Source organism: Mesorhizobium sp. B283B1A (genome assembly GCF_020165735.1).
Lineage (GTDB): Bacteria > Pseudomonadota > Alphaproteobacteria > Rhizobiales > Rhizobiaceae > Mesorhizobium > Mesorhizobium opportunistum.
On sequence record NZ_JAIUIQ010000013.1, the window covers coordinates 13,568 to 31,876 of the forward strand.

Consider the following 18,309-nt stretch of genomic DNA (forward strand, 5'->3'; position numbering starts at 1 on the left):
CCATTGCCGGGGGGATTCGCGCAATGCATCCCCATCCTTGCGGCGGGCACGATGTCGCACCTCGCTAATTGCTTGTTTTTATTGCCTAAAATACATGGCAATGAACTTCCGCCCGTGGCTTGACGGGCGCAAACCCTCTAACTATGTTGCCGGCGACTTTACAAGCGGACGGACGGTGACGGTCTGACCGGGCAGGGGGGTTACGATGGCCAATAAAAATAGGCCAGACGGAACCGGAGAAACCGGCCGCGGCAAGCAGCATGAACCTGACATCCGTGACGACGATCTTGAGCGACGTCGGCGTGAACTTGAAGCATCGCTTGCGACAAGGCTGCCGAACCGGCTCGAGGGGAAAGACGGCGCGAAAGCGGGCAGTGCGGCCGGATACGGCCAGGCGGTCAAACTCTCCAGTGAATTCATCGCTGGCGTGGTGGTGGGCGCCGGCATCGGCTGGATCATCGACCGTATGGCGGGGACATCGCCGTGGGGTCTGATCGTTTTCCTGCTGCTTGGGTTTGGCGCCGGCGTGCTCAATGTCATGCGGTCCGCGGGCGTTGTGGCGGAATTCGGACAGGGCAATAAATCGCGCCCTGGCCGAGACGACAGCAAATAGCCGGGCTCGCGCGGCAATGGTAATTTGGCCGTACGCGGCATTGACGGGGTTAGAACGTGGCAGCTGACAAGGTCGATCCGATCCACCAGTTCAATATCATCAAGCTGGTTCCGATTAACATCGGCGGCTATGACCTGTCTTTCACCAATTCGGCACTGTTCATGGTCGCGACCGTGGTCGTTGCCGCGGCCTTCCTGCTGCTGACGACGTCGAGCCGCAGCCTGGTTCCCGGCCGGCTGCAGTCGATCTCCGAAATGGCCTATGAGTTCGTCGGCAACATGTTGCGCGACGCCGCCGGCACGCAAGGCATGAAGTTCTTCCCCTTCGTGTTCTCGCTGTTCATGTTCGTTCTGGTCGCCAACCTGCTCGGCCTGTTCCCCTATTTCTTCACCGTCACCAGCCACATCATCGTCACCTTCGGCCTCGCCGCATTGGTGATCGGAACCGTGGTGGTCTACGGCTTCATGAAGCATGGGCTCGGTTTCCTGAAACTGTTCGTGCCGCATGGCGTGCCGGTGTTCCTGTTGCCGCTGGTGGTGTTGATCGAAGTCATTTCTTTCGTATCGCGCCCGGTCAGCCTCTCGGTTCGTCTGTTCGCCAACATGTTGGCGGGCCACATCACGCTCAAGGTGTTCTCCGGCTTCGTTGTCAGCCTCTCCGCGCTCGGCGCGGTCGGTGTCGCGGGCTCGGTCCTGCCGCTGGCCATGGCGGTGGCGCTGACGGCGCTTGAATTACTGGTCGCCTTCCTGCAGGCCTACGTCTTCGCGGTGTTGACCTGCATGTATCTCAACGACGCCCTGCATCCCGGGCACTAAGGCCCCAAGAGTTTCCGGCCCAACGTTTCCAACATTGGCGCCGGATGGAAATCGCAACGGAATTTCAGATCCAAAGGAGTTGAACAAATGGACGCAGAAGCAGCAAAGTACATCGGCGCCGGCATCGCTTGCCTGGGCATGGGTGGCGCGGGCATTGGCCTGGGCAACATCTTCGGCAGCTACCTCTCGGGCGCACTGCGCAACCCGTCGGCTGCCGATGGCCAGTTCGGCCGCCTGATCTTCGGCTTCGCCGTGACCGAAGCTCTGGGCATCTTCTCGCTTCTCATCGCGCTTCTGGCCCTGTTCGGCTGAGAGCACTGGGAAGATTGGACAGGCCGGCCGCGCAAGCGGCGGGCCTGATATCTGGGGATAGTCCATGTTCGTGACATCTGCCTTCGCGCAAGAGTCCGCGCCATCAGCCGATACCAGCCACGCTGCGACGGAAGGCGACACGCATTCCGGCACCAGCGTGCCTGCTGAGGCGCACGGCACATTTCCGCCGTTCGATCCTGCGACTTTCCCGTCGCAGCTTCTGTGGCTGGCGATCACTTTTGGGCTGTTCTACCTCTTCCTGAAGCGGGTCGTGGTGCCGCGCGTCGGCGGCATCATCGATGTCCGCAACGACCGCATCAGCCAGGATCTCGACCAGGCAGCCAAGCTGAAAGGCGAGGCCGACGCCGCTGTTGCCGCTTACGAGCAGGAACTGGCGGAAGCCAAGAAGAACGCCAACTCGATCGGCCAGCAGGCCGCCGATGCGGCCAAGGCGGAAGCCGACACCGCGCGCAAGAAGATCGAGGCCGCGCTCGACGAGAAGCTCGGCGAGGCCGAGGCGCGCATTTCTTCCATCAAGGCCAACGCCATGAAGGAAGTCGGCAGCATCGCCGAGGACACCGCTTCGGCGATCGTCGAAGCATTGGTCGGCGGCAAGGCCAGCAAGGCCGAGATCGCGGCCGCGGTCAAATCCGTGGCCCGGTGAGGAGCGCATCATGGACGCTACATCTCTCGCGACGCTCTGGGCAACGATAGCCCTTGTCATCTTCCTGGCCATCGCCGTCTACATCAAGGTGCCCCGCCTGATCGCCAAGGCGCTCGATGCCCGCGCCATGCGCATCAGCAGCGAACTCGACGAGGCACGCAAGCTGCGTGAGGAGGCCCAGCAACTGCTCAGCCAGTATCAGCGCAAGCGCAAGGAAGCCGAGCAGGAGGCAGCCGACATCGTCGCGGCCGCCAAGCGCGAGGCCGATCTGCTCGCCGCCGAAGCGCACAAGAAGACCGAAGACTATGTTACCAGGCGCACCGCGCTGGCCGAGCAGAAGATTGGCCAGGCCGAGCGTGACGCCATCAGCGAAGTCCGCGCCAGCGCCGTCGACATTGCCGTCGAGGCCGCCCGCGCGCTGCTCGCCGCCAAGGTCGACGTCAAGGCCGGAGCCGATCTGTTCAAAGCTTCGCTGGCGGACGTGAAGGCAAAGCTCAACTAGACTTTAGCGAACGCAGTCCAATCAAAGCCGCTTGGGAAACCTGGCGGCTTTTTTGTTGTGCGTCGATGCCAACGCTGCCGATCTCCCCCCTCGTGGGGGAGATGCCCGGCAGGGCAGAGGGGGGCGTGAAGGAACGCCAGCAGTTCGATTTTCATCGGTTGCGTCGGGTGCGAATTATCCGTGGAACCTGGGCGCAACTGGCTGATAGGCTGGCGGGACAGCGCCCCCCTCTGTCCTGCCGGACATCTCCCCTCAAGGGGGAGATCAGCTACCGTCGCTCAAGCTCAATCCAACCCGTCGAAGATCTCTTCTTCAACCACCTCGGCGCCGCCAAGCCTGAACGGCGAAAACGACACGCGATGCAGGCGCGCGACCGGGCCGTGCGCCTCGATGGCCGTGCGGTGCCGGGCCGTGGCGTAACCCATGTGCACCTCGAATCCGTAGCGGCCGTTATGGCTGCCGCAACCGCACATCATGCGGTCGCGCATGACCTTGGCGACGATGGAGGCAGCGGCGATCGATTGCGAGCGTTGGTCCCCCTTGATCAATGCGCGGCCCTCGCACGGCAACCCCGGCGGCACGTCGCGTCCGTCGGCAAGCGCGAGCTTAGGCCGAACCGACAGCCCGACCAGCGCGCGTCGCATCGCCTCAAGGCTCGCCTTGAGGATATTGCTGCCGTCGATGCCCTCGGCACTGATCGAGGCCATCGAGACCGCCTGCGCGGAGCCCAGAATGCGCAGGAACAATGCCTCGCGCTGCAAATGGCTGAGCCGTTTGGAATCATCGAGGCCTTCGGGAATGTTGGCTGGGTCGAGCACCACCGCCGCAGCGACCACCGGCCCGGCCAGCGGGCCACGGCCAGCCTCGTCCATCCCCGCCACTGGCCACAGGCCGTCGGCCATCGCCTTCGTCTCGAAGGAGAAATCGGGTTTCTCGACAATTCCGAAGAGAAGCGGAGAATCAGAACGCGCGCGAGCCATGTTGCGGCGAGGTTCGCATCGGTTCCGATTCTCCGCAAGTCCCTCCGGGTCGGGTGGGGCGCCGGACCGGGAGGGCACCGTCTGCTGGCCGGGGCAGGCCGGACGGGATTTCACAAGCGAAAAGGGCAGATCAAAGCAGCATCAGCTGCTCCTGGTCCTTTCCCGCGGCGACGAACTGGTCGGTTCGCAGCGTGCGCCGTTCGGCATTGAGGCCGAGCCGCTTGGCGGTGATTTCGAAGCGCCGGCCGATCTGCCAGGCATAAGGTCCGGCGCCCTTCATGCGCTTGCCCCATTCCGAATCGTAGTCCTTGCCGTCGCGCATCGAGCGGATCAGCGACATCACGTGGCGATAGCGGTCGGGATAGTGGCGCAGCAGCCAGTCCTTGAAGATCGGGCTGACCTCCAGCGGCAGGCGCAGCACAACATAACCCGCCTCGCGCGCGCCGGCGGCGCTCGCCGAATCGAGGATCCGTTCCATCTCCTGGTCAGTCAGGCCGGGAATGATCGGCGCCACCATGACCGAGGCCGGAATGCCGGCATCGGAAAGCTGCCTGATCGCTTCCAGCCGCTTGGTCGGCGTCGATGCGCGCGGCTCCATCGTGCGCGCCAGCATGCGGTCGAGCGTCGTCACCGACAGCGCCACCTTGGCGAGCCCGCGCTCGGCCATGCGCGACAGGATGTCGATGTCGCGGGTCACCAAAGCGGATTTGGTGACGATGCCGACCGGATGGCCGCGCGCCTCCAGCACTTCGAGGATCTCGCGCATGATCCGGTACTGCTTCTCGATCGGCTGGTAGGGATCGGTGTTGGTGCCGATGGCGATGGTGCGCGGCTGGTAGCCGTCCTTCGACAGCTCCTTGTCGAGCAGCCGCGCCGCGTCCGGCTTGGCGAACAGCTTGGATTCGAAATCCAGGCCCGGCGACAGGCCCATGAACGAATGGGTCGGCCGCGCGAAGCAATAGACGCAGCCATGTTCGCAGCCGCGATAGGGGTTGATCGAGCGGTCGAAGGAAATGTCGGGCGATTCGTTGCGGGTGATGATGGTGCGCGGCTTTTCCACCTGCACCTCGGTCTTGAATGGCGGCAATTCCTCCAGCGAACTCCAGCCATCGTCGAAGACATGACGGGTGACCGGCTCGAACCTGCCGGACGGATTGATGCCCGCCGAGCGGCCACGGTTGCGATCCGGACGGATGCGCATGCCGCTCTGCTCGATCATCGCATTGGCCATCTCGGCCCGTCCTGCTCCGAAGGCTGCAATGTCGGCGCGCATGATCGGCTCCATCTTCGCCCGCTCCCAGGGACTGTCCATGTTGTGTCGAATCGCTCTGCTCATGAAATTATTCCTATTTCCTTGATGAGAACAAAGCAAGAACTTTCTGTGGTGCGTTGCAAAAACTGGCATCGCGTCCGCCTTTCCGCTATTCGGCTGACGATGCTCAGTGTTCTCATCGAAACCCGCAATGACGAGGAGGCTCTCGCCCGCACGCTCGGCTCGCTGATTGGCGGCGCCGTCGAGGGCGTGGTGCGCGAGGTCGTCGTCTGCGATACCGGCTCCACCGACCAGACGCATCATGTCGCCGAACATGCCGGCTGCCATTATGTGGCGAGCGGCGGTGTTGCCGCCGGCATCAGGCAGGCCAAGGGCGACTGGCTGTTGCTGCTGGAGCCGGGCGCCAGGCTGGTGGATGGCTGGACCGAAGCGGTCGTCGCCCACATGGCCCGGCAAACGATGGCGGCGCGGTTCTCGCGCTCACGCGGCAGCCGTGTGCCGTTCCTGGCGCGGGTGTTTTCGGGAAATCGCGCGCTGGCCGACGGACTGGTGATCAGCAAGCGGCAGGCAGCGTCCTTGTCGAAGCACGCCGGCAGTGCCGAGGCGCTTGCACGCGGCCTGGCGACAAAGAAGCTCGACGCCGAGATCTGGGTAGCGCCGGCGAAGCGGGAATCGCGCAAATGATTCTTTTGCAGCTGCTGTCTACGTCAGGGGCAGGCATAATCGCCGCGCCCTCAAGCATCAGCTGACCCTGCTGGTCGGCCATCCCGCCAAGGAGGTCCTGGACGTCTATGGCGAGCAAAGCCCGGTGACGCTGACCGGCGAAGCTGGCCTCGGCTTCGTTGAGGACCCGTTCGGCTTGCACATGGGCACCGTGCCGGCGTGCACGCTGCGGCTGATGATGGAAGTCGGCTCCGGCGTATCTGCGCCTTCGCGCCGGTGGTTTCACGGCGAACCGGTCATCCGCTGAAAGCGGACAGGATCTCCACAGGCATCCAGCGTGCCTGTCGCCGGGCAATGCGGCCTTGCCTGCTCTCGGCATCATAGTCCATGGCCGCTGGCTCGCGGCTGAACCGCAGCCGGTCGTCCAGGGCATTGACGATGACGATCGCCCTTGAATCCCCACCGTCGGTGGTGACCGCCGCGACATAGACGCCGCAGTCCCGGCAGATCAAATAGTCGGCGGTGCGCAATCCGAACCGGTATCGGTGCAACCGGGCGTCGTTCTCGACCGAGACGATCAATTGGCCGTTCGGATCGGCAACGGCGCGCGAGCCATGTTTGATGCAAAACGCGCATTGGCAAGCACGGACTTCGATTTGCGACGGGTCAAGGTCGGTTGAAAATTGAAGGCGTATGTTGCCGCAATGGCATCCGCCGGCATGCACAGTCATCGCTTCCGCCTCGTCGTCAACGGCAAGGGCCGCCGCCACGAAGGGTACTTCCTCCGGCATCGGGTTTGGAATGGTCTTTCGAAGGCGAGGGCAGCCTTTTGCCTGGCAACGCGACGTGAAACCGGCGCCTAGCCTCGGCTTTACGGAGCTGATTTGCCGCGCCGCAGGTGCTCGTCGAGGCGCGGCATGATCTCGACGAAGTTGCAGGGCATATGCCGGTAGTCGAGCTGCGCCTTCAAGATGCCATCCCAGGCGTCCTTGCAGGCACCGGGCGAGCCCGGCAGTACGAAGACGAAGGTGGCGTTGACGACGCCGCCGGTCGCCCGGCTCTGGATCGTCGAGGTGCCGATCTTGTCGTAGGAGATGCGGTGGAACACTTCCGAAAAGCCATCCATGCGCTTTTCGAAGATCGGTTCCAGCGCCTCCGGCGTTACGTCACGCCCGGTAAAGCCTGTCCCGCCGGTGGTGATGACGACGTCGATCGCCGCGTCCTTCGACCAGTCGAGCACCTTGTCGCGGATCTTGTCGCGGTCGTCGGTGACGATATCGCGGGCGGCCAGGATGTGGCCGGCCTCGGTGATGCGGTCGGCCAGCGTCTGTCCGGATTTGTCGTCGGCGAGGCTGCGCGTGTCGGAAACGGTCAGCACCGCGACACGCACCGGAATGAAGGAACGGCTCTCGTCAGTTCTGGCCATCTGCGCCCTCCGATGCGATGCTGCGCGTCGCCGCGACGAACCAGTCTGGCTGGCGGCCGCGGATCTCGGCCGCCGCGCGCTTGGCGACATTGCCGGTCTCGAACAGGCCGAAGCACGTCGCGCCCGATCCGGACATGCGTGAAAAACCCGATCCAGCCTTATCGAGCCATGAAAGCGCCCGGCCTATGGCGGGCTGTATCGCCTGCGCCGCCGGTTGGAGATCGTTGCGGGTGAGTTCCAGCCAGTTGCGCAGGCTGTGAAAATCGATGCCGCGCGGCAGCGGCGGCAACGGCTCGTTGTCCCGGTGGGAAAGTGCCGAAAACACCTCGGCCGTCGAGACCGGCATGCCCGGATTGACCAGCACCAGCCCCAGCGCCGAGACGTCCGGCACCATCGACAGCTCGTCACCAATGCCGCGCGCGACCAGCGGCCTGGCCGCTAGGCACATCGGCACATCGGCGCCAAGCGAAAGACCGATCCGCGCCAGCCCGGCGCCATCGATGTCCAGACCCCATGCCTGCGCCAGGCCGCGCAATACCGCCGCCGCGTCGCTGGATCCGCCGCCGACACCGGAGGCGACGGGCAGGTTCTTTTCAAGCTTGATGGCGACAGGCGGGGTCTTGTGCGGTCCGGCCTCTCCTCGCAGCGCATCGCGCGCCTTCAACACCAGATTGCCGGCGTCGAGGGGAACCTCCGGCGCATATCGCCCGGACACGGTGAAATCGTCGCTGTCGGCGAGCGCGACCTCGACCCGGTCGCCAAAACGCGTGAACACCGCCAGGCTTTCGATCAGGTGATAGCCGTCGGCGCGCCTTCCCGTGACGTGCAGCGCCAGGTTGATCTTGGCGGGCGCATGCCAGGTACGCGAACCGATGTCGGTGTCCACGGCGTCAGTCGTTTGGGAGATGATGCTCAGTCCTTGGCCAGCCGGTATTCGCCGGTCTTGGGATCCTTGACCAGCGTTCCCATCGCGCCGTTGGCCGCCTGCTTTTCGGTGCGCCGCACCTTGGCCGTCACGCGCTCGGCTTCGCGCACGAATGTGCGGTAGCCGAAATAGGCGGCGACGCCAACGACGGTGAAGAAAATGATCTGCGGCATGTCAAAACTCCTCCCACGCTGGGCCGGCGAAGGCGGCCGGTCGGGTCGGTTAATGCATGTCGCCCAAAAATGTGTTCGGTTTTGGCAAAACGACAGGCACGAGACTTCAAGGCACCTATGCTAGACGGTTTTACGCGGTTTTCAAAGCCCGAACCGAGCCCACAACGCGCGCTCTTCCGCCGCATCGATGACCCCGCTGGCAGCCGCAGCGGCGATATCGGGCGCGGAAAAGCCCTGGCTCGAGCCGAACAGGCCGAAGCGGCCGAGGAAGCCGCGCGGCGCGGTAATCAGCCTGAGCTGGGTCTTCGCCCCGAACCGGGTCTTGAGCACCGTGCGCATGTCGCTGAGCGCATCGACGAGGCCAAGCTCCAGGCCCTTCTTGCCGGTCCAGAACAGGCCGGTGAACAGGTCCGGATCGTCCTTCAGCTTTGTGCCTCGCCGCTCCTTGACCAGATCGATGAAGGTCTCGTGCACCTCGAGCTGCAGTGCCTTCAGCCGTTCGACGTCCTCCTTCTTCTCCGGCTTGAACGGATCGAGCACCGCCTTGTTCTGGCCGGCGGTGTGGACACGGCGCTCAACGCCGATCTTCTTCATCAGCTCCGGAAAGCCGAACGAGGCCGAGACCACGCCGATGGAACCGACGATCGAGGACGGATCGGCGAAGATTTCGTCACCGGCGACCGCGATCATGTAACCGCCCGAAGCCGCGACATCCTCGACGAAGACCAGCACCTTTTTGTTCTTTTCGGTCGCCAGGTCGCGGATGCGCTTGAAGATCAGCCGCGACTGGACCGGTGAGCCGCCAGGCGAATTGATCGAGATGGCGACAGCGGGCGCTTCGAAGGAGAACGCCTTCTCGATCAGGCCGGCAGTGGAGGCAAGCGACAGGCTCGGCCGGAACGGACCGCCGCCGGCCATGATGGTGCCGTGCAGCCGGATGACCGGAATGGTGACGACGGTGGAGCGCCAGGATTTCGGCAGCAGGCGGTTGAAAAGACGTTTCACGTGGGTGGGCTCTCCGGTCGATGGGTTGCAGGCATGTAGGGATTCCCCGGCCAACGGCAATGTGGTGGCCAGGAATAGCTCAATCTCCGAACAGCGAGGCGAGACCGTTGGTGATCATTTCGCTGCGCTCGTCGGGACCATTGCCCGACAGCGCGTGAAGCATCAGCGGCGGGCGGATGGCAAGCTTTCCCCGCGCCCCGAGCGTCGCCCGCACGACGATGCGGATCGCCGCCGCGTCGGGGCGAGGATGGACAGCCAGCATCTCGGCATCGCCGAAACGGCCTGATATCGCATCGAGGATGGCACCGAGTTGCTCGGGCCGCGCAATGACCGCAAGCCCGCCACGCGGCCTGACCACCGCCGCCGCGCTTCTGATCCAGCTCTCGAACAGCCCGTCCTCCATGACATGGGCTTCCTTCCTCAGGGGGGCGGGGGTTGCCCGGTCCCGGGGGGCATTGAAAGGCGGGTTCATGATGACGAAGTCGAAATCATTGTCGGCGAGGCCGGACGCTGCCCGTACCCGGCCCGACATCGTGACATCGGCGACAAGCACCGATGCGCGATCGCTGAGATGCGCATTGCCGGGATGGGCAAGGGTGGCCGCCGCGAAGGCCGCCATTTCCGGCGCGCGCTCGACGAGCACGGCCGCCGCACCCGGGCAGCGCGACAGCACGGCGAGGCCCGCAGCGCCCGCTCCGGCACCGAAATCGGCGAGGCGTCCGCCAAAGGAGGATGGCACGGATGCCGCCAGCATCATTGCATCCATGCCGGCGCGATGGCCGCCATGCTTGGGCTGCACGAGCCAGAACCGGCCGCGATGGAAGGCGTCGACCGTGTGGGCCGGTGTGTCCGGGCCAAAGGTGTCAAGGGCAGGGGCGGCTGGGGCTGCCGACATTATTTTCCGCGTATCTCGTTGGCGATGCCGGCATCGGTAAGGATACGCCGCGCCGCGTCGGCCTTTTCGGCGTCGACCATGACGCGCCGTGGCAGGATGCCGAGCGAGCCGTCGAGCACGCTCATATTCTGGTCGGCGACGAAACAGCCGATGCCGGCATCGCGCATCAGCGATTCGACAAAGGAGATGATGACGGCGTCGTTGGTGCGGATCAGCTCTATCATCGGGCGAAACTCTCAGTTTGCGGCGCCGATGTAAACGGCCACGCGGATTCCATGGCACACTCCGGCTCGGTCACGGCCCGCCCCGGTGTTGGCCGCGATCGGTATCGGTTGACAGCCTGTCATCGACGCCGCGCCAATTCGCCACTTGCCGTGGCCGTATCCGCCGCCCTAGAGTCGATACGGGACTAAGGGTGCCGTCGCACGCGTTATACCAAGACGGGAGTGATTGTCGTGGGTGTCGTTCTCAACATCGAAAATGGGAAGCGGGAACCCGCGTCCATCAAGGATCTCATCGACCTGACGGCAGCCGACATGGGGCGCGTCAACGAATTGATCCTGTCCAAGGCAGGCTCCGACGTCGAGATGATCCCGGAGGTCGCCAACCATCTGATCTCGTCCGGCGGCAAGCGGCTGAGGCCGATGCTGACGCTCGCAGCCGCCCAGATGTTCGGCTATTCCGGCGAGGGCCACGTCAAGCTCGCCACCTCTGTCGAATTCATGCACACCGCCACGCTGCTCCATGACGACGTCGTCGACGAGAGCGGCATGCGCCGCGGCAAGAAAACCGCCCGCATGATCTGGGGCAACCAGGCGAGCGTGCTGGTCGGCGATTTCCTGCTCGGCCAGGCGTTCCGCATGATGGTCGATGTCGGCTCGCTGGAAGCCCTCGACATCCTGTCCAGCGCAGCCTCGATCATCGCCGAGGGCGAGGTCATGCAGCTTGCCGCCGCCAAGAATCTCGAAACCACCGAGGACGAGCATTTCGCCGTCATCAAGGCCAAGACCGCTGCCCTGTTTTCAGCCGCTGCCGAGGTCGGTCCCGTCATCGCCCAGGCAACCCGCAACGACCGTGCGGCCCTGCGCTCCTACGGCATGAATCTCGGCCTCGCCTTCCAGCTGATTGACGATGCGCTCGACTATGGCGGCACCAGCAAGGACCTCGGCAAGAATGTCGGCGACGATTTTCGCGAGGGCAAGGTGACCCTGCCGGTTATCCTCGCCTACCGGCGCGGCAGCAAGGCCGAACGCACCTTCTGGAAGCGCGCCATCGAGGACAATGTCGTCGATGACGCCGGCCTGGAAAAGGCGATCGGCCTGATGACCCGCCACGGCGCCATTGCCGACACGATCGGACGCGCCCGCCATTTCGGCGAGATCGCCCGTGATGCGTTGGCGCCGCTGGAAGAGACGCCGCAGAAGTCGGCGCTGATCGACGTCATCGATTTCTGCATCAGCCGGGTGAATTGAGCGGCTGTCTTTCACGGAATTCCCTCTGGCTCGTGCCGGCGGGGGAGAATCTGTGAAAGCCGTTCCGCCGTCTCGACAAACCACCCCGTCGCAAATTATCTATAAAACATGGCAAAGGGCACGGACGACACCATCGCGGTGCGCATCGGCAAGGCGTTGGCTGACCGCATCATCTCCGGCGCGATCGAGCCGGGGGCAAGGCTTCGGCAGGATCATATCGCCGAGGAATTCAACACCAGCCATGTTCCCGTGCGCGAGGCTTTCCGCCGCCTGGAGGCGCAAGGGCTAGCGGTCAGCGAGCCGCGCCGAGGGGTGCGCGTAGCGGCTTTCGATCTCGGCGAGGTCAAGGAAGTCGCCGAAATGCGAGCCGCTCTCGAAGTGCTGGCGCTGCGCCATGCCGCGCCGCATCTGACGTCGGCCATTCTCGATCTCGCCGAGGAAGCTACAAAGGCAGGCGACAAATCCCGCGACGTCAGGTCGTGGGAAGAAGCCAACCGCGCCTTTCACCGGCTGATCCTCGCGCCATGCGGCATGCCGCGCCTGCTCGCCACCGTCGACGACCTGCACGCCGCCAGCGCCCGTTTTCTGTTCGCGGCATGGCGCTCGGAGTGGGAGACGCGGACCGATCAGGACCACAGGGCGATATTGGCCGCCTTGCGGCAGGGAAACACCGAATCCGCCGCCGCGACGCTCGGGCGGCATGTCCAATGGATTGGCCGCAAGCCGGTCAGGACGGCCTCCGGCGCGACGCGCGAAGCCTTTGCCATCGTGGGCTGAAGCCTTCCATCGTGGGCTGATGCACGTCGCCCAACAGGCCCGGTTTCGGGAGGACGACTGCATAAAGCGAATGGGCCTGAAGCGCGTCGCGACACGCTTTAGGCAGCCTCTGCACAGTGAAGGCTTGCTATCCCCGAAGAAATGTGGATTCGATAATAGATCGAAAGCAGAAATTATCTATAATTTCAATCGGTCGAAGGAATTCTCATGACAAACATCGCATTCGCGTCCCGCAAGCCGTCCTTCAGCCCGCTCCGGCTCCAGGATCGCTCGCTCGCATGGCAGGTCGGAGCCGTCGTGCTCGGCACGCTGTTCCTGGCGCTGTCCTCCTACATCGAAGTGCCCATGGTGCCCGTGCCGGTGACCATGCAGACCTTCGCCGTGACCCTGATCGGTGCGCTCTACGGTTGGCGGCTTGGCACGGTCACCATTGCCGCCTGGCTGGTCGAAGGCGCGGCCGGCTTCCCGGTCCTGGCCGGAGGCGCTGCCGGGCTGCAGCATTTCGTTGGGCCGACTGGCGGCTATCTCTTTGCTTTTCCGGTCACCGGCGCGCTTGTCGGCTGGCTGGCCGAACGCGGCTGGAACGGCAACAGGGTGGTGCTCGCCTTCGCCGCCATGCTGCTCGGCAACCTTGCATGTCTGGTGCTCGGAACGGCATGGCTCGCTGTCATGATCGGCGCCGAACAGGCCATCACCTTCGGCTTCCTGCCGTTCATCGTAGGTGGCTTGCTCAAATCGGCGCTCGGTGCCGCGACGCTCATGGCGCTTCGCGGCAAGGCCAAGCCCGCCAATTCGTGACGATCGTCCAATCCGTGACGATCAGCCAATCCGTGACGATAAGACTGCGCGCCCACCATCTCCTTTGCCTGCTCACCTATGTGGGCAAAGGATACAGCTCTGCCTTCACCGCCAACTATGACGGGATCGCGGAGCGCCTGAGCCGGGGCGAGGATATCCTCCTCGTCTCCGGACCGGACGACATCTGCGCCCCGCTGCTCGACGAACCCGAGCCGCACTGCCTGCGCGACAGCGCGGCCGCACGCGACCAACTGGCCGCGCGGGAGGTCGAGGATCTGCTGGCCCGGCCGATCCACGTCGGCGTCCGTCTCGATCTCGACGCCGCCACACTGGTGCGGCTTCGGCAGGCGTTTTCGACCGGCCTCGTGCGCAAGGCGTGCGAAGGCTGCGAATGGAGCGCGCTGTGCAGCACCGTTGCGGCCGGCAATTATCGCGATACGCGGCTGCAGCGGTCCGCGGAGACGGAAAACTGTCCTTTCTAGCCATGGTTTGTTAATCGGGTGACCCGATTGTGAATTTCAGGCGGATTGAAGCGCGACCCCAAAAAGGACATGCTTTGCCTGGAAAGATCGAGTCTACGCCGATTCCGCTGACGCGGTGACGGCGCGTGGCTGAAAGGGATACGATGCAGCAAGGACGTGCGCGCTGGCTGACAAGGCTGGCAATTGTGACGGGCATGGCGCTCTCGGCTTTGCCGGCCTATGCCAAGCAATCCACAGAGCCGGTCAAGATCTCGTCATTCTCTGGCGCCTATCTGGCGGCCCGGATCGCCGAAGGCGACAACGACCTCGACAGCGCCATCGCCTACTACAAGCAAGCCCTGGCCTTCAATCCAAGCGACACCGCGCTGCAGCAGAGCCTGATGCTGTCGCTGATCGCGCAAGGCCGCTTCGATGAATCGCTGGTCTATGCCGACAAGCTCAAGGAAGTGCCCGACGTCGAGCGTTTCTCGCGCCTGGCGCTGGCGGTCGATTCCTTCCACAAGAAGGACTTCACCAAGGCGCAGTACTGGCTCAAGCTGTCGCTGGAATCCGATCTTGATCGGCTGATTTCGGGCGTCATGTCCGGCTGGGCCGAACAAGGTGCCGGCCAGCCCGCCGACGCAATGGCCGCGATCGACAAATTGCAGGGGCCGGACTGGTTCGGCCTGTTCAAGTCCTTCCACCGCGCGCTGATCGCCGATGCCTCCAACATGCCCGAGAAGGCCGAGGCGATCTACGCCGCGACGATGCAGGATACGGCAGCCGGCGGCGCGGCTCCCGAGACCTGGATGCGCAACGCACAGGCCTATGCCTCGTTCCTGGCCCGCAAGGGCGACAAGGACAAGGCGATATCGGTGCTCGATCAGGCCGAGGCGTTCTCGCCCGGCAAGCTGGAAATCGTCACCTTGCGCGACAGGATCGCCAAGGGTGACAAGATTGAGCCCTTCGTTTCCGGCCCGTCCGACGGTGCTTCCGAAATCCTGCTCGATCTCGCCACCGCACTCAACCGTGGCGGCGGCGAACCGTTCGTGCGCCTCTATCTGCAATATGCCCTGGCCCTGAGGCCTGACAGCGACGCGGCTCTGGTGCAACTCGCCGCCGTCGCCGAGCAGTTGAAGGACGGCGAGGGCGCCATCGCGCTCTATCGGCGCATCCCCGATTCTTCGCCGCTGAAGCAGCTTTCGGACCTGCAGCTTGGCCTCAACCTTGCCGATCTCGACCGTCATGACGAGGCGATCACGCATCTCAAGGCCTTCGTCGACGCCCATCCCAACGACATGCGCGCCTATCTGGCACTCGGCGGGGTCTATTCCTCGAAGGAGGATTTCCGCTCGGCCGCCAACATCTACGACAAGGCCGTCGACGCGCTGAAGACGCCGACCGCAGCCAATTGGAACATCTTCTACCAGCGCGGGATCGCCTATGAGCGCCTGAAGGAATGGCCGAAAGCCGAGCCTAACTTCCGCAAGGCGCTGGAATTGCAGCCGGACCAGCCGCAGGTTCTGAACTATCTCGGCTATTCCTGGGTCGACATGAACACCAACCTCAAGGAAGGCCTGGCGATGATCCAGAAGGCCGTCGATCTGAGGCCGAGTGACGGTTACATCGTCGATTCGCTGGGTTGGGCCTATTTCCGCCTCGGCAGGTTCGATGACGCGGTACGCGAAATGGAACGCGCCGTGTCGCTTAAGCCGGAAGATCCGGTTCTCAACGACCATTTGGGCGACGCCTACTGGCGCGTCGGCCGCAAGTTGGAAGCCACCTTCCAGTGGAACCAGGCCCGCGACCTGAAGCCGGACCCGGATGTGCTGGCCACCTTGCAGCAGAAGCTGATGAAGGGCCTGCCGCCGATCGAATCCAACACGGCGCAGGAAACCCCGAAGGTGAAGCCAGAGCCGGTTCCCGCCCCGAAAGGGTGACGTCGACCATCTTGATTGCGAGAGGGCTCCGATTTGGAGCCCTTTTTCGTTTGCAGCGACGCGTTTTAGAACAGCTTCCGGTAGACGACGAAGCCGGAGCGCTCGGCAACCTTGTCGTAGAGCTTCATCGCCGTGTGGTTGGTCTCATGCGTCAGCCAGTATACCCGACCCGAGCCGGCGGCCTGGGCGCGCTCATAAACGCCTTCGATCAGGGCCCGGCCGATGCCTTTTCCCCGTGAGGCCTCCGTGGTGAAAAGATCCTGCAGATAGCAGTTCGGTGCGATCGCGGTGGTGCTGCGGTGGAACAGATAATGCACGAGGCCGAGAAGCTGCCCGTCGCTTTCGGCAACCAGCGCATGGACGGGCTCATAGGCATCGAAGAAGCGCGACCACGTCATCGCGGTGATCTCGCCTGTCAGCGCCGTCTCACCCGCGCGGCCATAGAATGCGTTGTAGCCGTCCCAAAGCGGCAGCCATTGATCGTAGTCCTGTCGCGTGATCGGGCGGACTATGATGGAACTGGGCATGGCTGGCACCTGTCGTTCATGTAAGGGGTCGAACAGATCGCAGGTTCTCGGGGCCGACAATGGGCCAGCACCCGGCAACGTTCTCAACATCGCGCGGTACGTCCAAGGCTGCCCGGCCTCGATGCGCCTTGCTTGACGCTTCGCCGCCGTGTCTCTAGGACGTGGCGCTAAGCTAGCCTTTGCTGTCGAGGCCACCCGTGACGATTGAAATGCCTGCCCATATGCATCCCAGCCGCTCTTTCCAGGGGCTGATCCTGACCTTGCACAATTACTGGGCGGCCTATGGTTGCGTCATCCTCCAGCCCTATGACATGGAGGTCGGCGCCGGTACGTTTCACCCGGCAACGACGCTGCGCGCGCTCGGCCCCCGGGGCTGGAATGCCGCCTACGTCCAGCCCTCGCGCCGTCCCAAGGATGGCCGCTATGGCGAGAACCCGAACCGGCTGCAGCATTATTACCAGTATCAGGTGATCCTGAAGCCGAACCCGCCGAACCTGCAGGAGCTCTACCTCGGCTCGCTGGCGGCGATCGGCGTCGACCCGCTGCTGCATGACATCCGCTTCGTCGAGGACGACTGGGAAAGCCCGACCCTGGGCGCCTGGGGGCTCGGTTGGGAATGCTGGTGCGATGGCATGGAGGTCTCGCAGTTCACCTACTTCCAGCAGGTCTGCGGCATCGAATGCGCTCCCGTGGCGGGCGAACTGACCTACGGGCTGGAACGGCTGGCCATGTATGTGCAGGGCGTCGACAACATCTACGACCTCAATTTCAACGGTCGTGAAGGCGCTGAAAAGGTCACCTATGGCGACGTCTTCCTGCAGGCCGAGCAGGAATATTCGCGCCACAATTTCGAATACGCCAACACGGCGATGCTGCTCAGGCATTTCGAGGACGCCGAGGCCGAGTGCAAGGCCCTGCTCGACGCCGGGGCTCCCGCGTCGAACGACAATTTGCCGATGCACAAGATGGTTTTTCCCGCCTACGACCAGTGCATAAAGGCCAGCCATGTCTTCAACCTGCTCGACGCGCGTGGCGTGATCTCCGTCACCGAGCGGCAGAGCTACATCCTGCGCGTGCGCAATCTGGCGAAGGCCTGCGGCGAGGCGTTTTTGAAGACGCAGGCGGGTGGACTGGCGGCTTAAAGCAATTCCGGGAACCGCTCTAGTTTCAGACGCCTTTCATCATTTCGATCGGTGACAGGATCTGGCTGCTGGCGCCAGCCATGGTCCGCAGCGCCTGCCGCACACCTGGCATCGAGAAGGCGCCGTGGGCCTGCGCGGTGAAGCAGGCGCTGAGCGCGAGGATCTGCAGAAGTCTGGATGCCGTTTTCATGGTCGTTCAGCCAATAGTTTCCTGCCTGAGCGTAGGTCGCTTCAGCGCTGCGTTCGGTTCATGGAAATCTTTGACCCAAGGACGAGTGGGGCCGCCTCTTCCCGACAGGACTGCTAAAATTTCCGGAAATCGGCCGAAGTCAGCGATAGCCGTGTTGAAAGGGTGACAGCAGGCAGCCGAGTTGCTATGCCCTTCCACCTCCCCCTTGATGGGGGAGGTCGCCGCGCAGCGGCGGGGGGGGGCGATAGCGCGATTTCTCATGCCGAAGCTCGATCGGTTCAAGCTGCAGTCCGCCCAACGGCTTCGCGCGGCAATGACCGACGAGGAGCGCATCTTGTGGCGGCATCTGTGGCGCATTCCAGTTGAAGGCACTCATTTCCGCAGGCAGGCGTCGATCGGGATTTACTTCCCCGACTTCATCTCACACCGGCTGAAACTGATCATCGAGGTCGACGGCGCTCACCACAGTTTCGACGGCCAACAGCGCCACGACGAACGTCGAACAAAATGGTTCGAGAGCCAGGATTATCGCGTCGTCCGATTCTGGAACCATGAAATCAAAAACGAACTGGATTCCGTGCTCGATACGATCTATGCGGCGGTGGAAGAACGAAAATCACACCTTGGCCCGCGAGACGCCGAAGGCGCTCGATCCTGAGATGCCGCCACCCCACCCCGGCGCTGACGCGCCGACCCTCCCCATCGAGGGGAGGGTGAGGAGCCACCAATGCCTGACCTGCTTCTAGAACTTCGCTC

At 63.7% G+C, this 18,309-nt stretch carries 24 protein-coding genes and 1 pseudogene; 14 read left to right on the forward strand and 11 right to left on the reverse strand.

The annotated features are described in order from the left end of the window. The first annotated feature begins 205 nt into the window (after positions 1 to 205). The 5 genes from LB577_RS13270 (at position 206) to LB577_RS13290 (ending at position 2,906) form a co-directional block, all read left to right on the forward strand. Positions 206 to 613 (forward strand): AtpZ/AtpI family protein, encoded by a 408-nt coding sequence (locus tag LB577_RS13270; protein ID WP_224687031.1) that lies wholly within the window; start codon positions 206 to 208, stop codon positions 611 to 613. Positions 614 to 669: 56 nt separating this feature from the next. Then, the gene (locus LB577_RS13275; protein ID WP_224687032.1) at positions 670 to 1,428 is read left to right on the forward strand and encodes a F0F1 ATP synthase subunit A; all 759 of its coding nucleotides are present in this window, start codon (positions 670 to 672) and stop codon (positions 1,426 to 1,428) included. 87 nt (positions 1,429 to 1,515) lie between these two features. After that, complete coding sequence (locus LB577_RS13280) at positions 1,516 to 1,740, forward strand: F0F1 ATP synthase subunit C (RefSeq protein ID WP_013896722.1); 225 nt, start codon at positions 1,516 to 1,518, stop codon at positions 1,738 to 1,740. 64 nt (positions 1,741 to 1,804) lie between these two features. Beyond that, positions 1,805 to 2,404, forward strand: coding sequence for a F0F1 ATP synthase subunit B (locus LB577_RS13285; protein WP_013896721.1), 600 nt, complete (start codon positions 1,805 to 1,807; stop codon positions 2,402 to 2,404). 10 nt (positions 2,405 to 2,414) lie between these two features. Beyond that, a complete protein-coding gene (locus tag LB577_RS13290; RefSeq protein WP_023764547.1) occupies positions 2,415 to 2,906 on the forward strand; it encodes a F0F1 ATP synthase subunit B in 492 nt (163 codons plus the stop codon). A gap of 284 nt (positions 2,907 to 3,190) precedes the next feature. Here LB577_RS13290 and LB577_RS13295 read toward each other — a convergent pair whose 3' ends face one another. Beyond that, positions 3,191 to 3,886 carry a ribonuclease HII gene (locus LB577_RS13295; protein WP_224687033.1) on the reverse strand — a complete coding sequence of 232 codons (696 nt, stop codon included), beginning with the start codon at positions 3,884 to 3,886 and terminating at the stop codon, positions 3,191 to 3,193. 130 nt (positions 3,887 to 4,016) lie between these two features. Continuing rightward, a complete protein-coding gene (locus LB577_RS13300) occupies positions 4,017 to 5,171 on the reverse strand; it encodes a PA0069 family radical SAM protein (RefSeq protein WP_023778642.1) in 1,155 nt (384 codons plus the stop codon). Positions 5,172 to 5,321: 150 nt separating this feature from the next. Here LB577_RS13300 and LB577_RS13305 point away from each other — a divergent pair, with 150 nt between their 5' ends. After that, on the forward strand, positions 5,322 to 5,843 hold the full coding sequence (locus LB577_RS13305; RefSeq protein ID WP_224687034.1) for a glycosyltransferase: 522 nt from the start codon (positions 5,322 to 5,324) through the stop codon (positions 5,841 to 5,843). Between the two features lie 16 nt (positions 5,844 to 5,859). Next, positions 5,860 to 6,129: pseudogene (locus LB577_RS13310) on the forward strand (hypothetical protein); the annotation flags it as partial. Here the strand turns inward: LB577_RS13310 and LB577_RS13315 are convergent. The 7 genes from LB577_RS13315 to LB577_RS13345 form a co-directional block, all read right to left on the reverse strand. Further along, complete coding sequence (locus LB577_RS13315) at positions 6,119 to 6,592, reverse strand: GFA family protein (RefSeq protein ID WP_224687035.1); 474 nt, start codon at positions 6,590 to 6,592, stop codon at positions 6,119 to 6,121. The pseudogene LB577_RS13310 and the gene LB577_RS13315 overlap by 11 nt on opposite strands. 101 nt (positions 6,593 to 6,693) lie before the next feature. Next, a complete protein-coding gene (gene moaB, locus LB577_RS13320; RefSeq protein ID WP_224687036.1) occupies positions 6,694 to 7,248 on the reverse strand; it encodes a molybdenum cofactor biosynthesis protein B in 555 nt (184 codons plus the stop codon). Further along, on the reverse strand, positions 7,235 to 8,134 hold the full coding sequence (locus tag LB577_RS13325; RefSeq protein ID WP_224687037.1) for a 4-(cytidine 5'-diphospho)-2-C-methyl-D-erythritol kinase: 900 nt from the start codon (positions 8,132 to 8,134) through the stop codon (positions 7,235 to 7,237). Before LB577_RS13325 ends, moaB begins: the two co-directional genes overlap by 14 nt. A 26-nt stretch (positions 8,135 to 8,160) precedes the next feature. Further along, positions 8,161 to 8,346, reverse strand: coding sequence for a membrane protein (locus LB577_RS13330; RefSeq protein WP_013896713.1), 186 nt, complete (start codon positions 8,344 to 8,346; stop codon positions 8,161 to 8,163). 141 nt (positions 8,347 to 8,487) lie between these two features. Continuing rightward, a complete protein-coding gene (locus LB577_RS13335) occupies positions 8,488 to 9,351 on the reverse strand; it encodes a S49 family peptidase (protein ID WP_013896712.1) in 864 nt (287 codons plus the stop codon). 79 nt (positions 9,352 to 9,430) lie between these two features. Further along, on the reverse strand, positions 9,431 to 10,246 hold the full coding sequence (locus LB577_RS13340; RefSeq protein ID WP_224687038.1) for a tRNA1(Val) (adenine(37)-N6)-methyltransferase: 816 nt from the start codon (positions 10,244 to 10,246) through the stop codon (positions 9,431 to 9,433). After that, complete coding sequence (locus LB577_RS13345; protein ID WP_013896710.1) at positions 10,246 to 10,470, reverse strand: DUF2007 domain-containing protein; 225 nt, start codon at positions 10,468 to 10,470, stop codon at positions 10,246 to 10,248. Before LB577_RS13345 ends, LB577_RS13340 begins: the two co-directional genes overlap by 1 nt. Before the next feature lie 231 nt (positions 10,471 to 10,701). Here LB577_RS13345 and LB577_RS13350 point away from each other — a divergent pair, with 231 nt between their 5' ends. From LB577_RS13350 to LB577_RS13370, 5 genes are all read left to right on the forward strand, one after another. Next, a complete protein-coding gene (locus tag LB577_RS13350) occupies positions 10,702 to 11,718 on the forward strand; it encodes a polyprenyl synthetase family protein (RefSeq protein ID WP_224687039.1) in 1,017 nt (338 codons plus the stop codon). Positions 11,719 to 11,826: 108 nt separating this feature from the next. Beyond that, positions 11,827 to 12,495 carry a GntR family transcriptional regulator gene (locus tag LB577_RS13355; protein WP_023764537.1) on the forward strand — a complete coding sequence of 223 codons (669 nt, stop codon included), beginning with the start codon at positions 11,827 to 11,829 and terminating at the stop codon, positions 12,493 to 12,495. A gap of 207 nt (positions 12,496 to 12,702) precedes the next feature. Further along, a complete protein-coding gene (locus tag LB577_RS13360) occupies positions 12,703 to 13,293 on the forward strand; it encodes a biotin transporter BioY (protein WP_224687040.1) in 591 nt (196 codons plus the stop codon). Positions 13,294 to 13,325: 32 nt separating this feature from the next. Further along, a complete protein-coding gene (locus LB577_RS13365; protein ID WP_224687126.1) occupies positions 13,326 to 13,775 on the forward strand; it encodes a DUF1284 domain-containing protein in 450 nt (149 codons plus the stop codon). 143 nt (positions 13,776 to 13,918) lie between these two features. After that, complete coding sequence (locus LB577_RS13370) at positions 13,919 to 15,694, forward strand: tetratricopeptide repeat protein (RefSeq protein WP_224687127.1); 1,776 nt, start codon at positions 13,919 to 13,921, stop codon at positions 15,692 to 15,694. 65 nt (positions 15,695 to 15,759) lie between these two features. Here LB577_RS13370 and LB577_RS13375 read toward each other — a convergent pair whose 3' ends face one another. Beyond that, positions 15,760 to 16,221, reverse strand: coding sequence for a GNAT family N-acetyltransferase (locus tag LB577_RS13375; RefSeq protein WP_224687041.1), 462 nt, complete (start codon positions 16,219 to 16,221; stop codon positions 15,760 to 15,762). 209 nt (positions 16,222 to 16,430) lie between these two features. Here LB577_RS13375 and LB577_RS13380 point away from each other — a divergent pair, with 209 nt between their 5' ends. Then, positions 16,431 to 17,363, forward strand: coding sequence for a glycine--tRNA ligase subunit alpha (locus tag LB577_RS13380; protein WP_224687128.1), 933 nt, complete (start codon positions 16,431 to 16,433; stop codon positions 17,361 to 17,363). Between the two features lie 25 nt (positions 17,364 to 17,388). Here the strand turns inward: LB577_RS13380 and LB577_RS13385 are convergent, their stop codons facing one another. Beyond that, a complete protein-coding gene (locus tag LB577_RS13385; protein WP_224687042.1) occupies positions 17,389 to 17,553 on the reverse strand; it encodes a hypothetical protein in 165 nt (54 codons plus the stop codon). A 259-nt stretch (positions 17,554 to 17,812) separates the two neighbouring features. Between LB577_RS13385 and LB577_RS13390 the strand changes: the two genes are divergently transcribed. Further along, positions 17,813 to 18,211 (forward strand): endonuclease domain-containing protein, encoded by a 399-nt coding sequence (locus LB577_RS13390; RefSeq protein WP_224687043.1) that lies wholly within the window; start codon positions 17,813 to 17,815, stop codon positions 18,209 to 18,211. Positions 18,212 to 18,309: the final 98 nt, after the last annotated feature.